Origin of the sequence: Roseibium sp., assembly GCF_965216085.1 — a bacterium.
Lineage (GTDB): Bacteria > Pseudomonadota > Alphaproteobacteria > Rhizobiales > Stappiaceae > Roseibium.
In genome coordinates this window covers 2,850,649-2,869,693 of record NZ_OZ244138.1, presented here as the reverse complement: position 1 = coordinate 2,869,693, position 19,045 = coordinate 2,850,649, and the positions used below count along the sequence as shown (strand labels likewise).

17 protein-coding genes are annotated in these 19,045 nt (G+C 53.5%); 7 read left to right on the top strand and 10 right to left on the bottom strand.

Features of this window, described 5'->3' with window-relative positions; genetic code table 11:
- Positions 1-58: 58 nt before the first annotated feature.
- Positions 59-1,147 (top strand): tRNA preQ1(34) S-adenosylmethionine ribosyltransferase-isomerase QueA, encoded by a 1,089-nt coding sequence (gene queA / locus ACOOFE_RS13575; protein ID WP_420415417.1) that lies wholly within the window; start codon positions 59-61, stop codon positions 1,145-1,147.
- Positions 1,144-2,295: a tRNA guanosine(34) transglycosylase Tgt gene (gene tgt / locus ACOOFE_RS13570; protein ID WP_420415416.1), complete on the top strand. Its 1,152-nt coding sequence runs from the start codon at positions 1,144-1,146 to the stop codon at positions 2,293-2,295. Before queA ends, tgt begins: the two co-directional genes overlap by 4 nt.
- Positions 2,296-2,310: 15 nt before the next feature.
- Here the strand turns inward: tgt and ACOOFE_RS13565 are convergent, their stop codons facing one another.
- The 3 genes from ACOOFE_RS13565 to galU form a co-directional block, all read right to left on the bottom strand.
- Positions 2,311-3,105: a substrate-binding periplasmic protein gene (locus tag ACOOFE_RS13565; protein ID WP_420415415.1), complete on the bottom strand. Its 795-nt coding sequence runs from the start codon at positions 3,103-3,105 to the stop codon at positions 2,311-2,313.
- A 173-nt stretch (positions 3,106-3,278) separates the two neighbouring features.
- Positions 3,279-3,713, bottom strand: a complete 435-nt coding sequence (locus ACOOFE_RS13560; protein WP_420415414.1) for a DUF4864 domain-containing protein — start codon at positions 3,711-3,713, stop codon at positions 3,279-3,281.
- Positions 3,714-3,920: 207 nt separating this feature from the next.
- Positions 3,921-4,814 (bottom strand): UTP--glucose-1-phosphate uridylyltransferase GalU, encoded by an 894-nt coding sequence (gene galU, locus ACOOFE_RS13555; protein ID WP_420415413.1) that lies wholly within the window; start codon positions 4,812-4,814, stop codon positions 3,921-3,923.
- Positions 4,815-5,178: 364 nt separating this feature from the next.
- On the opposite strand from galU, the gene kdsA reads away from it, so the two are divergent.
- From kdsA to ACOOFE_RS13540, 3 genes are all read left to right on the top strand, one after another.
- On the top strand, positions 5,179-6,030 hold the full coding sequence (gene kdsA, locus ACOOFE_RS13550; RefSeq protein ID WP_420415412.1) for a 3-deoxy-8-phosphooctulonate synthase: 852 nt from the start codon (positions 5,179-5,181) through the stop codon (positions 6,028-6,030).
- 127 nt (positions 6,031-6,157) lie between these two features.
- Positions 6,158-7,432: a phosphopyruvate hydratase gene (gene eno / locus ACOOFE_RS13545; protein ID WP_420415411.1), complete on the top strand. Its 1,275-nt coding sequence runs from the start codon at positions 6,158-6,160 to the stop codon at positions 7,430-7,432.
- Between the two features lie 211 nt (positions 7,433-7,643).
- The gene (locus ACOOFE_RS13540) at positions 7,644-8,591 is read left to right on the top strand and encodes a hypothetical protein (RefSeq protein WP_209010713.1); all 948 of its coding nucleotides are present in this window, start codon (positions 7,644-7,646) and stop codon (positions 8,589-8,591) included.
- Positions 8,592-8,764: 173 nt separating this feature from the next.
- On the opposite strand, the gene ACOOFE_RS13535 is transcribed toward ACOOFE_RS13540, so the two are convergent.
- The 4 genes from ACOOFE_RS13535 to ACOOFE_RS13520 form a co-directional block, all read right to left on the bottom strand.
- A complete protein-coding gene (locus tag ACOOFE_RS13535; protein WP_420415410.1) occupies positions 8,765-9,439 on the bottom strand; it encodes a DsbA family oxidoreductase in 675 nt (224 codons plus the stop codon).
- An 85-nt stretch (positions 9,440-9,524) separates the two neighbouring features.
- Positions 9,525-10,727: a hypothetical protein gene (locus tag ACOOFE_RS13530; protein WP_420415409.1), complete on the bottom strand. Its 1,203-nt coding sequence runs from the start codon at positions 10,725-10,727 to the stop codon at positions 9,525-9,527.
- Positions 10,728-10,760: 33 nt separating this feature from the next.
- A complete protein-coding gene (locus tag ACOOFE_RS13525; protein ID WP_420415408.1) occupies positions 10,761-12,395 on the bottom strand; it encodes an AMP-binding protein in 1,635 nt (544 codons plus the stop codon).
- Between the two features lie 24 nt (positions 12,396-12,419).
- Positions 12,420-14,144: an extracellular solute-binding protein gene (locus ACOOFE_RS13520; protein WP_420415407.1), complete on the bottom strand. Its 1,725-nt coding sequence runs from the start codon at positions 14,142-14,144 to the stop codon at positions 12,420-12,422.
- Between the two features lie 427 nt (positions 14,145-14,571).
- On the opposite strand from ACOOFE_RS13520, the gene ACOOFE_RS13515 reads away from it, so the two are divergent.
- Positions 14,572-15,183, top strand: coding sequence for an invasion associated locus B family protein (locus tag ACOOFE_RS13515; RefSeq protein WP_420415406.1), 612 nt, complete (start codon positions 14,572-14,574; stop codon positions 15,181-15,183).
- Between the two features lie 170 nt (positions 15,184-15,353).
- On the opposite strand, the gene hspQ is transcribed toward ACOOFE_RS13515, so the two are convergent.
- The 3 genes from hspQ to ACOOFE_RS13500 form a co-directional block, all read right to left on the bottom strand.
- Positions 15,354-15,677, bottom strand: a complete 324-nt coding sequence (gene hspQ / locus ACOOFE_RS13510; RefSeq protein ID WP_141186781.1) for a heat shock protein HspQ — start codon at positions 15,675-15,677, stop codon at positions 15,354-15,356.
- A gap of 103 nt (positions 15,678-15,780) precedes the next feature.
- Entirely contained in the window at positions 15,781-16,857 is a 1,077-nt protein-coding gene (locus ACOOFE_RS13505) for an HpcH/HpaI aldolase/citrate lyase family protein (protein WP_420415405.1), read from the bottom strand.
- 54 nt (positions 16,858-16,911) lie between these two features.
- Positions 16,912-17,808, bottom strand: a complete 897-nt coding sequence (locus ACOOFE_RS13500; protein ID WP_420415404.1) for a lysophospholipid acyltransferase family protein — start codon at positions 17,806-17,808, stop codon at positions 16,912-16,914.
- 258 nt (positions 17,809-18,066) lie between these two features.
- Here ACOOFE_RS13500 and ACOOFE_RS13495 point away from each other — a divergent pair, with 258 nt between their 5' ends.
- A complete protein-coding gene (locus tag ACOOFE_RS13495) occupies positions 18,067-19,044 on the top strand; it encodes an AEC family transporter (protein ID WP_420415403.1) in 978 nt (325 codons plus the stop codon).
- Position 19,045 lies beyond the last annotated feature (1 nt).

Sequence of the window (19,045 nt, the reverse complement as noted above, 5' to 3'; positions counted from 1 at the left end):
GCCCCGGCAGTATCAGCGCCCACCGGACATCCAAAAATAAGAAAAGTACGCCATCGCCATGCGCGTCGATCAGTTTGACTTTGACCTTCCCAATGAACGGATCGCACTGCGGCCGGTGCGCCCGCGCGACGCTGCCCGCATGCTTGTAGTCCGGCCAGACAACGATCCGGTGTTAAGCGATCAGGGCGTACGTGATTTGCCAAGCCTTTTAGAGCCTGGTGATGCACTGGTTTTCAACGATACCAAAGTAATCCCGGCGCAATTGGAAGGAAAACGGCTGCGCGGTGATATTGAGGCCGGTATCGGCGCGACACTTCATTTGCGCTCCGGCCCAGATCGCTGGAAAGCCTTTGTGCGACCGGCGAAAAAACTGCAGATCGACGACCTGGTTGTTTTTGAAAGCAATGGCACCCGTTTGACCGCGACAGTTGCGGAAAAGGCAGACGGCGGTGAAGTGCTGTTGGTGTTTGACCGTTTGGGCCCGGATCTGGATGTGGCGATTGCCGAAGTCGGACACATCCCGCTGCCGCCCTATATCGCTCAAAAACGCGGTGAGGACGCGCAGGACCGCAAGGACTATCAGACAATATTTGCCGAAAAAGATGGCGCGGTCGCAGCCCCGACCGCCGGTCTGCATTTCACGCCAGACCTTCTAGATGCCATCAAAGCCCGCGGCATTGATATGCATCGGGTGACCTTGCACGTGGGCGCTGGCACGTTTTTGCCCGTCAAAGCCGACAGCACCGAAGATCACAAGATGCATGCCGAATGGGGTGAAGTTTCTGAAGAGACCGCCGCAGCGCTCCAAGAGGTCAAGGCCCGGGGCAAAAAGGTGATTGCGATCGGGACAACGTCCTTGCGCATCTTAGAGAGTTCGGCGCAGGAGACCGGCAGAATTGCGCCTTTTGCCGGGGAAACCTCGATCTTCATCACGCCGGGATACCGCTTCAAGGCGATTGACGCGCTGATGACCAATTTCCACCTGCCGCGGTCCACGCTCTTCATGCTGGTTTCGGCACTGGCCGGGCTGGACACCATGCGCGCAGCCTACGCCCACGCAATTGAAAACGAATACCGCTTCTACAGCTATGGTGACTCATCCCTGCTGTTCCCCGAGACGAGCGGTACCAAGGACCCATCTCCATGACTGATCCGCAGAAGAAATTCGGTTTCAAACTGATTGCCACCGACGGTATGGCCCGGCGAGGTGAAATCACAACACCGCATGGCGTGGTAAGCACTCCGGCCTTCATGCCGGTCGGCACGCAGGCGACTGTCAAAGCAATGTTCACCGATCACGTCCGGGAGACTGGGGCAGATGTCGTGCTCGGCAACACCTATCATCTGATGTTGCGCCCAACCGCAGAACGCGTCGACCGGCTTGGCGGGCTGCACAAGTTCATGAACTGGCCTCACACGATCCTGACCGACAGCGGTGGTTTTCAGGTGATGTCGCTTGCCCAGCTGCGCAAGCTCGATGAAGACGGTGTCCGCTTTCAAAGTCATATCGATGGCAGCAAGCACCACCTGACACCGGAGCGGTCGATCGAAATTCAAGGGCTTTTGGGATCGGACATCCAGATGCAGCTGGATGAATGCATCAAACTGCCGAGCCCCAAGGAAGAAGTTCAGCGCGCAATGGAGCTTTCTTTGCGGTGGGCCGCGCGCTCGCGCACTCAGTTTGAAGCCATGGGCGGTCCGGCCAAAGGGCAGGGGCTCTACGGGATTGTTCAAGGCGGCGATGTGCCGGACTTGCGTATTCGCTCAGCGGAAGAACTCGGAAAAATGCCGTTTGAAGGTTACTCGGTCGGCGGCCTTGCCGTTGGTGAGCCGCAAGACGTCATGCTGAAGATGCTCGACATCACCACACCGGTGATGCCAGTTGACAAACCACGCTATCTGATGGGCGTTGGTACGCCGGACGATCTTCTGGAAAGTGTCAAACGGGGTATTGACCAATTCGACTGCGTGATGCCGACGCGCGCCGGGCGTCATGGTCTGGCCTATACGCGTTTCGGCAAGGTCAACTTGAAGAATGCCCGCCACCAGGACGATCCGCGCCCGCTTGATGAAGAAGCTGCTTGCCCGGCAACGAGCACCTACAGCCGCGCCTATTTGCACCACCTATTCCGCGCAGGTGAGGCGCTGTCAGGAATGCTGCTGACCTGGAACAACATCGCCTATTACCAGACCCTGATGCAGGGTATGCGCGATGCGATTGAGGAAGGCCGTTTCGAAGATTTCTATGCCAAAACCAAGGAAGACTGGGCGCAGGGTGATATAGAAGCGCTATAGAGTGCTTCCGCGCCCTTAACTGCCGTCAGGCCCCTCTTTAATCGACTTGTATTTCTTGATGATCTTGGCGAGGGTGCCGTCTTGGTTCAATTCCCGAATAGCCTTTTCCAATGTCTCCCTTAGGCCGTTTGGTGCTTCTTTGGAGACGACCAGATAGTGATAATAGCTCCGGAATTTGGCCGGAAGAACGTCCAGCTCCTCATTCGGAAATTTCTGGCGGATCGTGCTGTAGAGGCCTATGTCATGAAAATAGACAAATTCACCGCGGCCCAGCAGTAACTTACGCAAATTGAGTTCCAAAGAATCTGCAGTCGCATCGACAGTCAAACCAATCTGGTTGTTTAGAAACCGTTCTGTTGCAGTGCCGAAATTTGTTAAGACGGTTGCCGACGTAAGATCGCGAATATCGTCCAGATTTTGAATGCCTACGTGTTCGCCGGAACGAACCGCAACCACATGATTGACTTCGTAGAGCGGCGTGGAAATGTAGTCGAACAGCTTTTCCCGTTTGCTGTTTTTTGCCAGGCAAAAGAAGACGTCGATGTTTCCTTGTTCAATATCAACCTGAATACGTTTCAGAGGCCGGAAGGCGTTGTCCGGTACCCCCTTATTGACGATTTTCGTGCCGATTTTCGTTTCTACCGCTGCAATCAGATCCATGCACAGACCGCTAAATCCACCGTCGGTTTGGATGTATTTCGGATAGCTGTCCTGATAGAATGTCGTGATTTCTTCGGCTCTGAGCCCTGTCAGACTCAGCAGAAGCTGCGCAAACACAACGCCTTTAATTAGGATCGCGGACTTCACCATCGGCCGTAATCTTCTGGGGCAAGGTCCGCTGTGCGGGGAAGGCTGTGTTTCAAGAGCGTTCAAATCCCGTCATTTGGTTTCGCTGGCTGATGAGCCCGCATGACATTATCGGAATTTCGTCTCTGCCCGATAGCCCGTTACGCCGTATACGCGAACAAAAGTTTGCGGCCCGTTTAAGCCGCAAAACCTTCGGATTTGGTCAAATAGCACCCGGAAATCCGCCAGCCGCCATCATTTTGCTGCTCAAAGGCATAAAGTGCGAGCCAGTTCTGGCCCTTTGGTCCAGTGACATAGACTTCCTGCGTCGGGCCGTATTTCGTCACTTTCGATCGGCCGAAGGTCACACTTTGGGGCTCATAGACTGGCCGGTAACCTTGACGGACCATCTCCATAAAGAATTCCGGCGTTTGGAATTTTTGTTGGAGCGAACGTGTTGCAAATGAAAACGCGGCCTTGGCATCACCAGCGGCAAAGGCACTCATTTGGTCTTTGATAATGGATTGAAACAGCGTGCTGTCTGTACTGTCACTTGCCGAAGCGGGGCTAAACGACAAGCAGGCGCCCAACAGTGCGGCTGCTGCGATTTTTTGGAACTGAGAGGCTGCCATGATCAGTGTCTCCTTTCGCCAGCATGATCAGTATACGCCTCCGAATCCTTTCCAGATTTTAAATACCGAGAAATCCCCTACGGAAAGCGGCGAAATAAATTAAAAACACTGAAAGTTATTACAGGTTCAATTGGAAAAATATGTTTGATAACAAAGAAAAACCGATTGTAAAAACACAACCGGCTTCCCTTAAGATTGGATAATTCTTTATTCAGCCGCGGCCGGTTGATCGATCATTTCTTGCATGAAAGGCAGGATTTCTTTAGCAAGTTTCGGATCGTCGAGGCCAAAGGCGATGTTGGCGCTCAAAAAACCGGCTTTAGAGCCGCAGTCAAAACTCCGGCCTTCAAACTTGATGGATGCGAAGGATTGGCCTTCCATCAGTTTCAACATGCTGTCTGTCAGCTGGATTTCGCCGCCGGCGCCGGTATCCTGATTGGACAGTAAATCAAAAATCTGCGGTTGCAGGATGTATCGCCCGGTAATCATTAGGTTGGACGGCGCCGTGCCTGGAGCTGGTTTTTCGACCATGTTGGTGATCTTGTCCGCATTGCCGTTGATCTTGTCAGACAATTCCACAATGCCGTAGTTCTGCGTGTGGTCTTCCGGGACCTCTTCAACGGCGATGATGTTGCCGCCAGTGGTGTTATAAAGATCGACCATCTGTTTCAGGCAACTGACTTCCGATTTGATGATCACATCCGGAAGCAGGATCGCAAACGGTTCGTCACCAATGATGTCCCGGGCACACCAGATCGCGTGACCAAGTCCGAGCGGGGCTTGCTGGCGGGTGAAGCTTGTGGACCCCGGTACCGGACGATGTTTTTCCAGAAGATCTAACGCGGCTGTTTTGTTGCGGGACTTCAGCGTGTCTTCAAGCTCATAGGCCACATCGAAATGATCCTCGATCACCTGTTTGTTCCGGCCGGTGACAAAAACGATATGCTCAATGCCGGCCGCCCGCGCTTCATCGACCACGTACTGAATGATCGGGCGGTCAACGATGGTCAGCATTTCCTTGGGGACTGCCTTTGTGGCCGGAAGGAAACGTGTGCCAAGTCCCGCGACAGGAAGAACGGCTTTGCGGATCGGTTTCGTCATATCTTTATATTCCAATTCAAACACATACTGCTAACCGGCCGACGGAATTCCACGACGCGGGATATAGCCCATTTGATGTCCATTCAAAAGGTCGACAAGCCGTTACGGCAACTCGTCGATTTGCCCTTAGTACAATTTCATATGTTTCTTTAATATTACGTTCTCGTCGATCTCGACATCTGTGGAGTTCCTGACCCAAATAATACGGAGATATTAAATCGATTTAATCAGGAGCGCTGTTCTGGTCGCGTGGATGTTGCAGGTTCCGGAAAAGAAGGCTATTGAACACGCAAATTTCCGTCATCGGCCGCAACGCACTTCCTGCAGGCGGTTTCGTTGGCAGTCTTCTTGAAAAGGACCGTTTATGACCGAGGCAAACCGCACCGTAAAAGTGGGGGACGTTTCCTTCAGCAACACTGCGCCATTCAGCCTGATCGCCGGCCCTTGCCAGCTCGAAAGCCGCGATCACGCGTTGGAATGCGCGGCAGCAGTTAAGGAAATCGCAGGTGGCCTTGGTATTCCGGTCGTTTACAAGAGCTCCTTTGACAAAGCGAACCGCACGTCCTTGTCGGCCACCCGCGGCATTGGTTTAAACGAAGCCCTGCCGATATTCGCCGAAATCAAAGAGACATTTGGGCTGCCGGTCCTGACAGACATTCACAATGCGGAGCAATGTGCTCCAGTTGCCGAGGTCGTCGATGTCTTACAGATCCCGGCCTTCTTGTGCCGTCAGACGGATCTTCTTGTTGCCGCGGCTGCAACAGGCGCGGTGGTAAACGTTAAAAAAGGTCAGTTTCTGGCGCCTTGGGACATGAAAAATGTTCTGCGCAAGGTGACGAACTCGGGCAATCCGAATGTGCTTTTGACCGAACGCGGAGCAAGTTTTGGCTACAATACGCTGGTCAGTGATATGCGTTCCTTGCCGATTATGGCGCAAACCGGCGCGCCAGTTGTGTTTGATGCTACGCACTCTGTCCAGCAGCCAGGCGGACTAGGCGGTTCATCAGGCGGCGACCGGGAAATGGTTGCGGTTCTTGCCCGGGCTGCTGTGGCCGTCGGCGTCGGCGGTGTCTTCATCGAAACCCACCCGGATCCGGAAAATACAACATCATCGGACGGCCCGAACATGATTGCCCTTCGAAATCTCGGTGCTTTGCTGAGCGAACTGAAGGCAATTGATGCTGTCGTTAAAAAATCTGCAGGCGCATCTGCCTGATCGTTTGGGCCGCTGATTGCGGCCCGTTTTACTTGGAAATCCAGGTTTCCTTCAGGCCGTTGATTTCCAGCCATATCCGCAGCAGACGCGAAAAGGATTGTCTGCCTGCGCAAATGAGGAGTTTTTCATGACCGCCATAATCGACATCACCGGCCGTCAGATTTTCGACAGCCGCGGCAATCCGACTGTTGAAGTTGATATTTTCCTGGAAGATGGCTCTTTTGGCCGGGCGGCCGTCCCGTCTGGTGCATCCACAGGTGCTCACGAAGCCGTTGAGCTGCGCGACGGCGGCGACCGCTACATGGGCAAAGGTGTCCAAAACGCTGTTGATGCGGTTAACGGTGAGATCTTTGAAACCATCGGAGGCCTGGAAGCAGAAGACCAGCTGCAGATTGACCAAGCGATGATCGATCTTGACGGCACGGACAACAAGGCCCGCCTCGGTGCAAATGCTATTCTCGGCGTTTCTCTGGCGGTTTCCCGCGCCGCTGCGCAAGCCTCAGGCTTGCCGCTCTACCGGTATGTTGGTGGTACGTCCGCGCGGACCTTGCCGGTTCCGATGATGAACATCATCAACGGCGGCGAGCATGCCGACAACCCGATCGATTTCCAGGAATTCATGATCATGCCGGTGGGCGCGGAAAGCCTCAGCGAAGCTGTGCGCATGGGCTCCGAAGTCTTCCATACGCTTAAAAAGGCTTTGTCTGCTGCTGGTTACAACACCAATGTTGGCGACGAAGGCGGATTTGCTCCGAACCTGGCGTCGACCGATGACGCCATCGGTTTTGTCATGAAGGCGATCGAAAGCGCGGGCTACAAACCGGGCGAAGACATGTTCCTGGCGCTGGATGCAGCGTCCACTGAGTTTTTCAAGGACGGCAAATACGTTCTGGAAGGTGAGGGCAAAACCCTGAGCCCGGACGAAATGGCAAAATACCTGGAAGACCTGGTCAACCGGTATCCGATCATTTCCATTGAAGATGGTCTGGCGGAAGACGACTGGGACGGTTGGAAAGCTGCCACAGACCTCTTCGGCACCAAATGCCAGCTGGTTGGCGATGATTTGTTCGTGACGAACTCCACGCGCTTGCGCAAGGGTATCGACATGGGTGTCGCCAACTCGATCCTGGTCAAAGTCAACCAGATCGGCACGTTGTCCGAGACCCTTGATGCCGTCGAGACTGCCCATAAGGCGTCTTACACCGCTGTCATGTCGCACCGCTCGGGTGAAACCGAAGATGCGACCATTGCAGATCTCGCGGTTGCCACCAATTGCGGCCAGATCAAAACCGGTTCTCTGGCTCGCTCTGACAGATTGGCAAAATACAACCAGCTGATCCGCATTGAGGAAGAGCTCGGCCCGCAAGCCATCTACGCTGGCCGGTCCATTCTGAAGGGCTAATCCACCGTCTTTTAGGATCGAATGAATGCCTCCCAGTCACCTGGGAGGCATTTTCTTTTGTTAACCAATAACGTTGCCGGTGTTGATAATATTGAAATAACGGAAGAAAGAAGGTTAATGTATTAACCATGAAAACAATGCAAATATTTACAATATATTTAATGTAGATCTATAAAAAGGCAGCGTTCAACTTTGGGTGATAGGCTGCGTCATGAATGCATTTTCTCAAAACAACGATATTATTGCCGATTGGCAGGACAAACACAGCATGTTGTTTGACCGGCACAATGTCAAACTGAAGCATCGGTTGGCCGAGACTGGACTGTTTTCCGAAGAGGCGCTTGGAAAACTGATCGATAAGCTGCCACTGCAGCATTACACCTTGAACACCATGGGGCATGACAAGAACGTCAAGGAATGGCGCCACGGTGAAATCGGCAACTTAAGCGGTCAGGAAGTTATCGACTGTATCCGCAACGGACGTCTCTGGATCAATGTTTTCCGGATCATGGACATTGACCCGCAATACGAAAAGGTTCTGAACCAGATCTTTTCTGAGTTTGAATCCCGTGTTCCGGGTTTGAAAACCTTTATGCGCAACATGACGCTTCTGGTGTCGTCGCCAAAGATCCAAGTCTACTATCATGCAGATATTCAAGGGCAGAGCCTCTGGCAGCTGCACGGCAAAAAGCGGGTGTATGTCTACCCGATCAGTGAAGCATTCCTGACCGAGGAGTCGATCGAGAAAATCCTCATGCAGGAAACCGAAGAGGAAGTGCCGTTCAAACCTTGGTTCGACGATTATGCTGAAGTGCATGATCTAGAAGCGGGTGAGATGATGCATTGGCCGCTCTATGGGCCGCATCGGGTCGAAAACCACGACTGCTTAAACATTTCGGTGACAACGGAACACTGGACGCGGGACATCCGCCACGAATTCGCAGTGCGCTACGGCAATGGTGTTCTAAGGCGGACCTTGGGCCTCAAAGGTCTGTCGACCGAACCCAAGGGGTGGCAAGTCTATCCGAAGGCAGCTGCGGCGTTGGCGTGGAAACGGTTGAAACTTGAGAAAAAGCGCAAGGTTCAGCGGATGATTGATTTCCGCCTCGATCCATCTACCGAGCTCGGTTATGTCGATATCGAACCCTACGCCAAGTAACCAGTTACGGTATCTTGTTGTTTGAAATTTGAGACCCGGATTTGCTCAAAATGACCGCAAATCCGGGTTTTTCGTGCAAATTGCGTTATTTCGGGAACGCTTTTCACTTTCTGAAATCAAAGATTTCAACGTAAACAGCGTTTCTTTCTGTTTCCATATAAACGCAATACACACTAATTGACCGGTTCTGCGTCAGGATTAGCGCGGGTTTCCTCAGCGTGCTGAAGCGCGGCAGCAATTGTTTCAGCTTTTTCTGCGCCTGCCAAAACGAACCGGCCATCAATTATAAAACATGGGACGCCAGTGACGCCCGTTTCCTGAGCTTTGGCAATTTGCGCTTGGATCTTATCGAGATCCGTCACCGTTTCATAAAGCTGCTCAACGAGATCAGATTCCATTCCGGCCTCATCAGATATCCGGACCAGCAGATCCGTTTGGGTCAGATCCTCGCCGTCTATGAAATAGGCCTTGAACAAGCGCTCAACAACATCATTTTGCACGTCATCAACGCGCGACCACAGGATCAGCCGGTGGCAATCAAGTGTGTTTGGAGACAGTTTGATTTTATCGAACGCAAAAGGAATGCCTTCTTCGCGGCCTGCCGCCTCAATCTGTGCATAGATCTGTTTGGCCCGCTCCAGACCGCCAAACTTATCACTCAGATACTGCTGCCGGTCTTTCCCGGTTTTAGGGAGTGTCGCATCCAGCTGAAACGGGTGCCAGCGCACGTCGACCGTCAAGTCGGGCACTTGTTTGATCGCCGCTTCGAGCCGTCGTTTGCCAATATAGCACCAGGGGCACATGACATCTGATACGACATCGACAGTGATTGCGGGAGATGTGCTCATACGCGGGAACCTGGTTGTTGGAATTTGGACGACTGGCCCTGATATGGAGCCAAATGGTACACCAGCAAGTGGGTGGGCGCACATCTCATGGATTGATGACCGTATGTGCGAGGATTGAATGGATCCGCTTTTGTAGCCTTAAGGTGCCAGCTTCGTTTTTGAGAACCGCGACGGGCCCGACGCCCTTTACCAGGCACACGAGATCTTCGTCACGGCTGGTTGCATCCGCTACGGACAACAAGGTTCCATTAAGTTCAGCCGCATCTTCCGGTGTCGGAGCCGGAAGATTGAAATTCTCCGGCGTCAAATGCATTTCCCAAAGGTCCAATCCGCGGGCCGCCATGGCGTTGGCTGTTGTTTCCAAATAGGCCTCATAACGCTGCTGATCGAGACCGCCGATTGTAATTTGCTGGCGCAACCACATGTGGCTTTCCGAAAGCACCCGGTCCGCAAGGCGCCGCCGTTTGCCCAGGCGAATGGCGGAAGCAAGGCGCCGGTTCAGCGTTTCTGGACGATTGCGCCCCAACAGCACATCGGAAGCGCCATTACGGAATAGCGCGACAACGTCCTCCTGATACTCACAAACTGCAAGAACCGGTAAACTTGCGAACCGCGCATCTCTGCGGATTTGCTGCATGTAGTCGATGGTGTCTTCTACATTGCTGTCAATTACGACCGCATCAAACGCTCGCTGCGCCATAAACTCAGTGGCCATGTTGCCGTCAAACGCACCGACGACTTCAACATTGTGGTCACTGGCAGCTTGCCACTCTAAAAAGCGCCCACTGACGCCAACGACCATCAGGCCGCTACCGCCCGAGTAATGAGGTGCGGCGCCAAAACCAGGGACCCGACCAAAGACCCGGCGCCGGATCCGAGCCTCTTCCGATCGCATCAGGGCCCTTTGATGGATACAGATCAGCATCACAAGAATGTCGTCTGGTACAGACCGTTCCAAAATCGCGATCGGGCGCAGGCCTTCTACCGGCGCATCCTGACTTCCCGTGAGGATATAAAGGGGAACATCGCAGGGTAATCTGCGAACATGATCTGTAAGCCACTCAAAAAAGCCAGGCCGGTTTTCCGGATGAATCTGTTGGATGTCGATTATGATTGCGGCAGGTAATTGGTCAGGCGGAGAAATCGAGCGTTCGAACAAACCCAAGAGGGCAATGTCCTGATCCCTCGCAATATCATTGGAGTTCTGCCGGATGGGGCATCGTCCGACATACCAATAAGGTCCGCGCCAAGAGAGCGAGGTTTCCACGTCCATCCCAATTCCCATCATTGGCCCGTCTTAGCCGGGCTCTTCAAATTCTTTTCAGGCCACGGCCGCTGGCAAGCGCTGTGTCCGCATCGTCAGACGGTCCCTACAGACAGTGCCATCCGGATTACGCGGCAGTGACTGCAATATCAACACCCTATGCGGGATTTTGGCAAGGTCGACACCTTCTGCGTCGAGATAAGCAAAAAACGCTCCGGCGTCAGGCACATGTCCGGCTTCAGGAACCAGCGCGGCATACATACGTGCGCCTAGGACGGGGGCTTCAACCACGAAGGCAGCCGCTTCGCTGATTCCCGGATAACTGGAGTATATCACATCTATGGTTTCAAGGTTCCCGGTTGCGAGTGCATAAAAACCCGGAACGCCGAAACCTTCGATACCGTCATCTGTGGCTTGGACTTTGATGTTGGTGTTCAAATAGCCGGTGCCCTCCCAGCGGACGCGGCGTTGGTCTCCGTTGACAGTCCGCCAGCCAATGTCAGGAACCATCGGTCCTTTAACGAGCAGTGTCGGAAGTTGATCTTCAACTGCCTCGGAGGTCGAGACTTCTAGAAGGGCTGGCCCGCTTTCGCACCCGTCTGGCCCGCTATGCTTTCCCAGCGGAATTGCCTTTGCCTTGGCTGATGGTCCGCGGGCACTCGCCGTGAGTGCAAATTCGTCTGCAATGTGGAGGTCGACCAATCGCCGCCGGGGAATAAATGTGGCTGGGCGGGGCGATGAGATATTCCAGGCCGCAAGGATTGTGGTATCCACACCGGCCAGTTTCCGGTCAAGCGTTTGGGCAAGTGGTCCAGGGGATATAACAACATCGGCCTTCACCGCTTTTGCGTGCTCGGCCAAATTGACTAGGGACGTTGGGTGATGAAGGTGCAGTGTTGCCCCGGTCATCAGCCAAGGCACCAGCCCACCACCGAGACCGGTTAAACCGCTTAAAGAGTAGGGCACCAGAATATTGCCACCATCCTTGATGTGCGCTTCTTTGACCACAAGGCTGCCACAGGAGGTCCAATGGTTGTGGCACCGGCTGATCGGCATATTCTCTTCACCGCTGCGGCTCCAACAGATAGTCGCTGTGTGATCCGCCGGATCCGGACGCGGACCAGATGACTCGAACTGCAGATCATCGCCCATTTCGGCGAGCATCGGCCCAAGTTCAATCAGACCATCAGGAACATCCTTGCCAAGACCAAAGACAAATCGGAGAGAAAAGAGTTCTGCCGCAACATCGCGCGCGGCCGTACCGACATCCCGGGTTTCGATCCGGTCGGCGGCGATCAATCCCTTGGCTCCGATGGAGTTTAAAGCATCCACCACGTTTTTCTGCCGCCAGTGCAAGGGAAGCGGCGAGACAATCAGGTCGGCGCGGAACGCGGCAAGAATGGCGATGACCGTATCGACCGTATTCGGTGATTGCACACCGATGACGTGGTCTGCGGCCAAACCGACGGCATTGTAAAAAGCAGCCAGCCGATCGATTTCGCGATCTGCTTGGGCATAGGTGAGTTTGCGCGGTGCGCCGCCGGTCCAGGTTGCCCTGTCGGGTGCGTCGACGAGCGCGATCCGGTCTGGATGCGTTTCAGCGGTTTGCCGGAAGATCTCATCAAGCGGCACATCGGACCAGGCTCCGCTTTCATGATGTTCCTGTACCAGGCTTTCAGGCGTTACTTTCATGGCTCAAGTCGTCCGTAGGTCCGATCAGTTGATTGAGGTTGACCACCAGGTGTCCAATTCATCCCCGTAAAGGGAATGATGGTCTGGAGGCGAGATACGTTTCCAATGGGCTGCCCAGTAATCAGGCAGATGATATAGGGGAACTGAATAAGCGCCGGATATCAGAACCCGGTCAAACGCACGTACCGCGTCGATAAAGTCTTCCCGGCTGCGGGCCGCGACGATTTCGTCGATCAAGGCGTCAATGGCGGGTTCCTTGGCGCCAACAAAATTGAACGAGCCTTCCGCATCGGCTGCTTGAGACGACCAGCGGCCATATTGTTCTGCCCCAGGCGACAGCGAGGCCGTCCAAGTGTTGAACACCATGTCGAAATCGCGCCGGGTGCGGCGGTCTTCAAATTGTGACGGGTCTACGCTGCGTACACGCGCGTCAATTCCGAGAAGCCCGAGCGTGCGGATATAGGCCAGAGCCAGTTTTTCCTCGTCTTCATTTTTGGAGAGGATTTCAAAGCTGAGCTGTTCACCGCTTTCAGTGTGGATCAGTTTTCGATCCTTCAGCGCAAAACCTGCATTTGAAAACTCCTTCAGAGCAGACCTTAACACCTTTCGGTCCCGGCCTGACCCATCCGCATCCGCAGGCCGCCAAGTCCCATCCATGACGTCTGGATCTACAGAGCCCGGGAAGGGGGCGAGTAATTCTTGTTCCCTTGCGCTTGCCGACCGGCCAATCGAGGAAAGTTCGGAATTGTCCCAATACCCGGCAGTCCGCTTATATAGGCCGTAATAGAGATTGCGGTTGACCCACTCAAAATCGAACAGCATGCGTAGAGCTTTGCGGGTCTTCCGATCGGAAAACTGTTCCCGCCTTGTATTAAAGGCAATGCCTTGGGTTGGGGCGGGGATCCCACGCGGGATTTCAAGTTTGATAACGTCGCCATTTTCGGCTGCAGGGAAATCGAAGCCGGTTGCCCAACGTACCGGGTCTCCAAACTTCAGAACATCAATCAGGCCTTTCTTGAACGATTCCTGCAGGGTCGTTTCATCGCGGTAGTATTCGACACGGATCTCATCGAAATTGTCGAAACCGGCTTTGACAGGCAGATCCTTAGCCCAATAATCCGGGTTCTTCTCGTATACGACCAATCGTCCCGGTTCGATGGTTTTGAATATGTACGGTCCTGAGGCAACCGGTGGTGTCAAAGTGGACTTGTCAAAGTTTTCCGCATCGGTGTGTTTTTTGGAAAAGACTGGTGCAAGGGCAATCAGCAATGGCAGTTCGCGGTTGTCACCGTTTTCGAAAACAAGTTTCAGCCGGTTTGGCGCGGTGACAATCTTCTCTTTGATTTGAGCGTACCAGTTTCGGTAGGGAGGGCGGCCCTTTTCTTCTATGATCTCCAGGGAAAAGATCACATCGTCCACCGTTACTGGGGAACCATCTGAAAAGCGGGCCTGCGGATTGAGCTCAAATTCGATCCACTCCCGGTTGTGGGGCATCCGGACTTTATGCGCAAGCAGGCCATAGAGTGAAAAAGGCTCCGCATATGAGCGGACCAAAAGGCTTTCGAAGATATTATTGCCGAATTGGCGTTCGCGCATGCCGCGTGCCGAAGTCCAGCCGCCCTGAATGATGAAGGAATTGAGGCTATTAAATGTGCCCTGGACGCCAAGGGTCAAAATCCCGCCTTTGGGCGCGTCGGGATTGGCGTATGGAAAAGGCTCATCTGGTCCAAGGGCAGGGGTGCCGTGCATGGATATCCCATGGGACCAAGGTACTGTTTCTTCATCGGCATACGCCGGATTATCCAGACCGGTCACGGCATATAAAATCGCACTAAGACACACGACAGCAAGAGCTGCGCAAGCGGCCCTGAACATGCAAGAAGATAATGTTTTTTTCGGCCGATCAGACATTTCGGTCACGGCAAACCGGTTGATTCTCATTTTTAAAGCGTACCACAAGGTTATCCGGTGGGCGCCCCGTGCAAGGGGGAAAGTCGCAGATATTCAGTTTTGTTTCGCTGATAAGTGTTTCCGTTGCATATCGGTCACCCTCTTGCCCAAATTGGCTGTCTTACCAATAAAAACAAACAGGATTGTTCTGCTGGGTCTTGCGGTTGTTTCCGGAATGTCACAGAACAGCGCGAAGATTTGCACACCCACGATTGAGGACGTTTCGATGATGAGTGTTTTAAAAAGAGGATTGATCGCAGGCGCGGCCGCAGCGCTCGTGACGCTGTCTTCTTTCGCAGGTGCTCCCGCAATCGCTCAAGAGGATCAAAGCCCTTGGCGTAAAGCGTGTAACCCGCACCCGCAGACAAATAAACTGCACTGCGTGATTTTTATGGAACTGTACACGACGACCGGTCAGTTCCTCAGCAGCGCTTCTATTCAGGAAGTTGAAGGTGAAGCCCGCAAAAAACTCGTGGTTTCCGTGCCGACCGCGGTCTTGCTTCAGCCGGGCCTGCGCATCCAGATTGATGACAGCAAACCGGTGATCGGCAAATACAGCATTTGTGCGCCGAACGCCTGTTATGCCGAACTGGCCGTTGACGACAATTTTGTCAATGCGATGAAGCAAGGCGGTGAAATGCGTGTCACCCCGCTTAACCAGCAGGCAAAGGAACTGGTTTTCAAAATGACCTTGATCGGTTTCACCAAAGTCTACGACGGCGAGCCGATGGATATGGCTGAACAGCAGAAGCGGCAGGAAGAACTGCAAAGTGAACTGCAAAAGCGCGCTGATGAAGCACGCCAGAAACTGATCGACGCTCAAAAAGCCAATCAATAAAATCTGATAACATGCATCTTAAAAGGCCGGGGCTGAATTGCTCCGGTTTTTTTGTGATCAGTCATATAGTTACTTGCCGACTAACTAGTTACTTGCCGACTAACCGCATAAGAAAAGGCCGGGTTTTGAAACCCAGCCCATGATCACGACGTAAGCTGTCAGACTTTGACTTAGTGCATTTCAACCGTTCGCGGCAAATAAGACCCATCTGACTGTTCTTCGAAGATTTCTTCGACTTGCGGATGCCGTACGGGCTCGCCGGTCATGTCTGGAACAAGGTTCTGTTCACTGACATAGGCGACATATTCAGTCTCTTCGTTTTCAGCGAGCAAATGGTAAAATGGCTGATCGCGCTTTGGGCGCACGTCCTCTGGAATGGCATCCCACCATTCTTCGGTATTGTTGAACGTCGGGTCGACATCAAAGATTACCCCCCGAAAGGGATAAATCCGGTGTTTGACCACCTGCCCGATTTTAAATTTAGCCGTACGCATGGTTACTCATTCACCAACTGCTTGCATGCGCCGGATTACAGTTACATCCGCCAACATGCAAGCGTTCTAGTGCACAACTTTATGCTAGCAAACTTGCTGAAGTCTAAAGACCGTAGATTTCCGCTAAGTCCGTGTCTTTCGACGCCACAAGTTTAGCCAGGTCAACAATCACTTTAGCCTGTTTCCAAGTTGCATCATCCTGCATCTTGCCGTCAATCATCACCGCGCCCGTCCCATCCGGCATGGCATCGAGAATCTTCTTGGCAAAGGCAACTTCGCTAGGATCTGGTGAGAACACCCGTTTGGCAATATCGATCTGTGTCGGATGCAAGGACCAAGCGCCCAGGCAACCCATCAAGAAGGCATTGCGGAACTGCCCCTCACAGGCATCAGCATCTGAGAAGTCACCGAATGGGCCATAGAACGGTTTCAGACCATAGGACAGGCACGCATCCACCATTTTGGCGACGGTGTAATGCCACAGGTCCTGTTGATAGGCGGTCCGTGCTGCACCTTCAGATGCATCCGCAAGAACTGCATAATCCGGATGACCTCCGCCAACGCGGGTCGTTTTCATACCACGGGACGCGGCCAAATCCGCCGGGCCAAGGCTCATACCGTGCATGCGCGGGCTCGCCGCTGCGATCGCCTCGACGTTTTTAACGCCTTCCGCTGTTTCCAGGATGGCGTGGATCATAATCGGTTTAGAAATTCCAGCCTTGGCTTCCAGTTGAGCCAGAAGTTGATCGAGGTAATGAATGTCCCAAGGACCTTCCACCTTGGGCAGCATGATCACATCCAGCTTTTCGCCGACCGCTGGAACAATTTCCATCAGATCATCCAAAAACCAGGGGCTGTTCAGACAATTGACCCGGGTCCACAAACCTGTTTGGCCAAAATCGTTGTCCTGGGCCATTTGGATGAAGCCGCGGCGCGCGTCAGTCTTGGCGTCAGCCGGGATCGCGTCTTCCAGATTACCAAGGACAACATCGACCTTTTTGATCAGATCTGGAACCTTTGCCCGCATTTTTTCAATATGCGGTGGTACGAAGTGGATCATGCGCTCCAACGTCACCGGTAATTCGCGGAAAGGCTCTGGCGCACCAATGGCGAGTGGCTTGTAAAATGCGCTCGGGGTCTTCGTCAAAATGCTGTCCTCCTCATTCGTCGGACTAAGCATATATCCTTAATGCTGCGGTGCAACCATCCTCCGAAAGGCGGAGTTTACTGGCTCTTAAGCCATGCCTTGAGCAGGGGCAGCATTTCCGGCGGCAGCCCATTTTTTATGGATCCACATCCATTGTTCGGGATGTTCGCGGATCCAGCCTTCAAAAATTTGATGGATCTGGGCTGTGGCTGCTTCAATGTCAGCTTGGCGGTCGTCTGTGACCGGAACTTCGATCGCCCGGCCCTCAATGCGGAAGTTTACACCATTGGTGCGGATGACCCGGCCAAGAACAATCGGAACCTTGCAAGACCGCGCCATAGAGGCGGGAATTGGGTTGGCATAGGCCATTTGCCCGAAAAACGGCACTTGAATGCCACGGGTTTCCCGCAGGTCCCCCATAATGGCAACAATACCGCCGGCCTTTAGAGTGGACAGCAGTTTGCGGGCGGTCTGGTGGCCTTTCGACAACAATCCGCCTTTATAAAGATTCTCACGCAGGGATCGCAGCGCTTTGTCGGCTTCGGGATTCTTAAGCGCTTGATAAACACCTGTGATTTCTATTCCACTGCGGACCGCCGGTTGAACGCACATTTCCCAATTGCCGCTGTGGAAGGAGACAAAGAGACAGCCTTGTTCACCGCGTAGCACTGCCTGTGTCGTCTCGTCGGCATCGGTAGCAAAACGCCCGTCTTCGGCCAGCAGCCGGTCGATGTGAAAGGTTTCAGCAGTGACACGCCCGAGATTATCCCACATTCCAAGGACAATTTTCTCGCGCTCTTCAAGCGGCATATCAGGATAGGCGTTCTTTAGATGGGTAAGGGCGCGTTTATGGCGGGCATTCAAAGGAGCGAACAGGCGCCAGCAGCGTCCCATCAGCCAAGAAGCAAAATCCACCGGAAACAACCGGAACAGGCCGATTGCCATTGAGAGCAGCAGGCTTTCGAGGTGGTTTTTGAAAGTCATCAGAAAGGAACGGCTCCAGAGAGTGCCGGTTGCGGCGGTTCTCCCGCCAGTTTCTTTGCGCGCAGCTTAGCGAAAGAAGACTGACAAGCGCCTTGTGATTGTTTATGGCCTTGCGGTTCGTCTCAAGACCTGATTGGTATGCTGTCCGGCACGCCGTCCTGCATGCTTCGGGTGCTTATCGAAGCCCGGCAGAATATGCAAGCTCCGGGTAGCCTTTGCGACCGTTGTACCCGCCGACCTACTGTTATCAGATCGACCATGCAGAATGTCATTTCACTGTCACTGCCGTTTTTCGGGCTGATTTTTCTGGGTTTTGCCGCCGGAAAAATTAAAAAAATTCCGGAATCTGGCCTCAGCTGGATGAATTTCTTCGTCGTCTATATGGCGCTTCCAGCCTTGTTCTTCCGGCTCTTGTCCGGAACGCCAATCGAAGAGCTGGCCAATCTGTCCTACATCGCCGCAACGACCTTCACCACTTACATTGTGTTTGCGGTTTCCTTTTGCATCGGTGTGGTCGCGACCCGGGGCAGCATCGCCGAATCGACCATCCTCGGGATTGCTGGTGCTTACTCCAACGTGGGGTATATGGGGCCAGGTCTCACATTGGCTGTGCTTGGCGAAGAGGCGACCGTTCCAACAGCCTTGATCCTGTCATTCGACAACGCACTGATGTTTATTCTGGCGCCAATGATGATGGCTGTCGCCGGGGCAGAAAATGAAACACTGGTCGGGACCGTCAAAAACATTCTTTGGCGGATTTTTACTCATCCGTTCATCCTGGCAACGATTGCAGGTGTTTTGGCGGCTGCCTTCGAACTGCAGCAGCCCGCGGCTTTTGCAACCTTGCTGAAGTACCTCAGCAATGCCGCCGCACCCTGTGCGCTGTTTGCCATGGGCGTTAGCATCGCGATTCGTCCGATCGGTCGCATTCCCTTGGAGCTGCCGATTGTGCTGGGCGTGAAATTGATTGCGCACCCGCTTTTAATCTTCTTGTTGTTGACCTGGATCGGCGGAATTGATCCGGTGTGGATTGCAACAGCGGTTTTGATGGCGTGCTTGCCGCCGGCCACCAATGTTTTTGTCCTGGCGCAGCACTATGGAACTTATGTGCAGCGGGCCTCGAGTTTCGTATTGATTGGAACGGTGGTGTCGATTGTTACTGTGACGGCCTTCATCTGGGCAATTACCACCGGGGTTCTGCCGACAGGATTTTCAGAGGTTATCAGCGGAGGCTGAC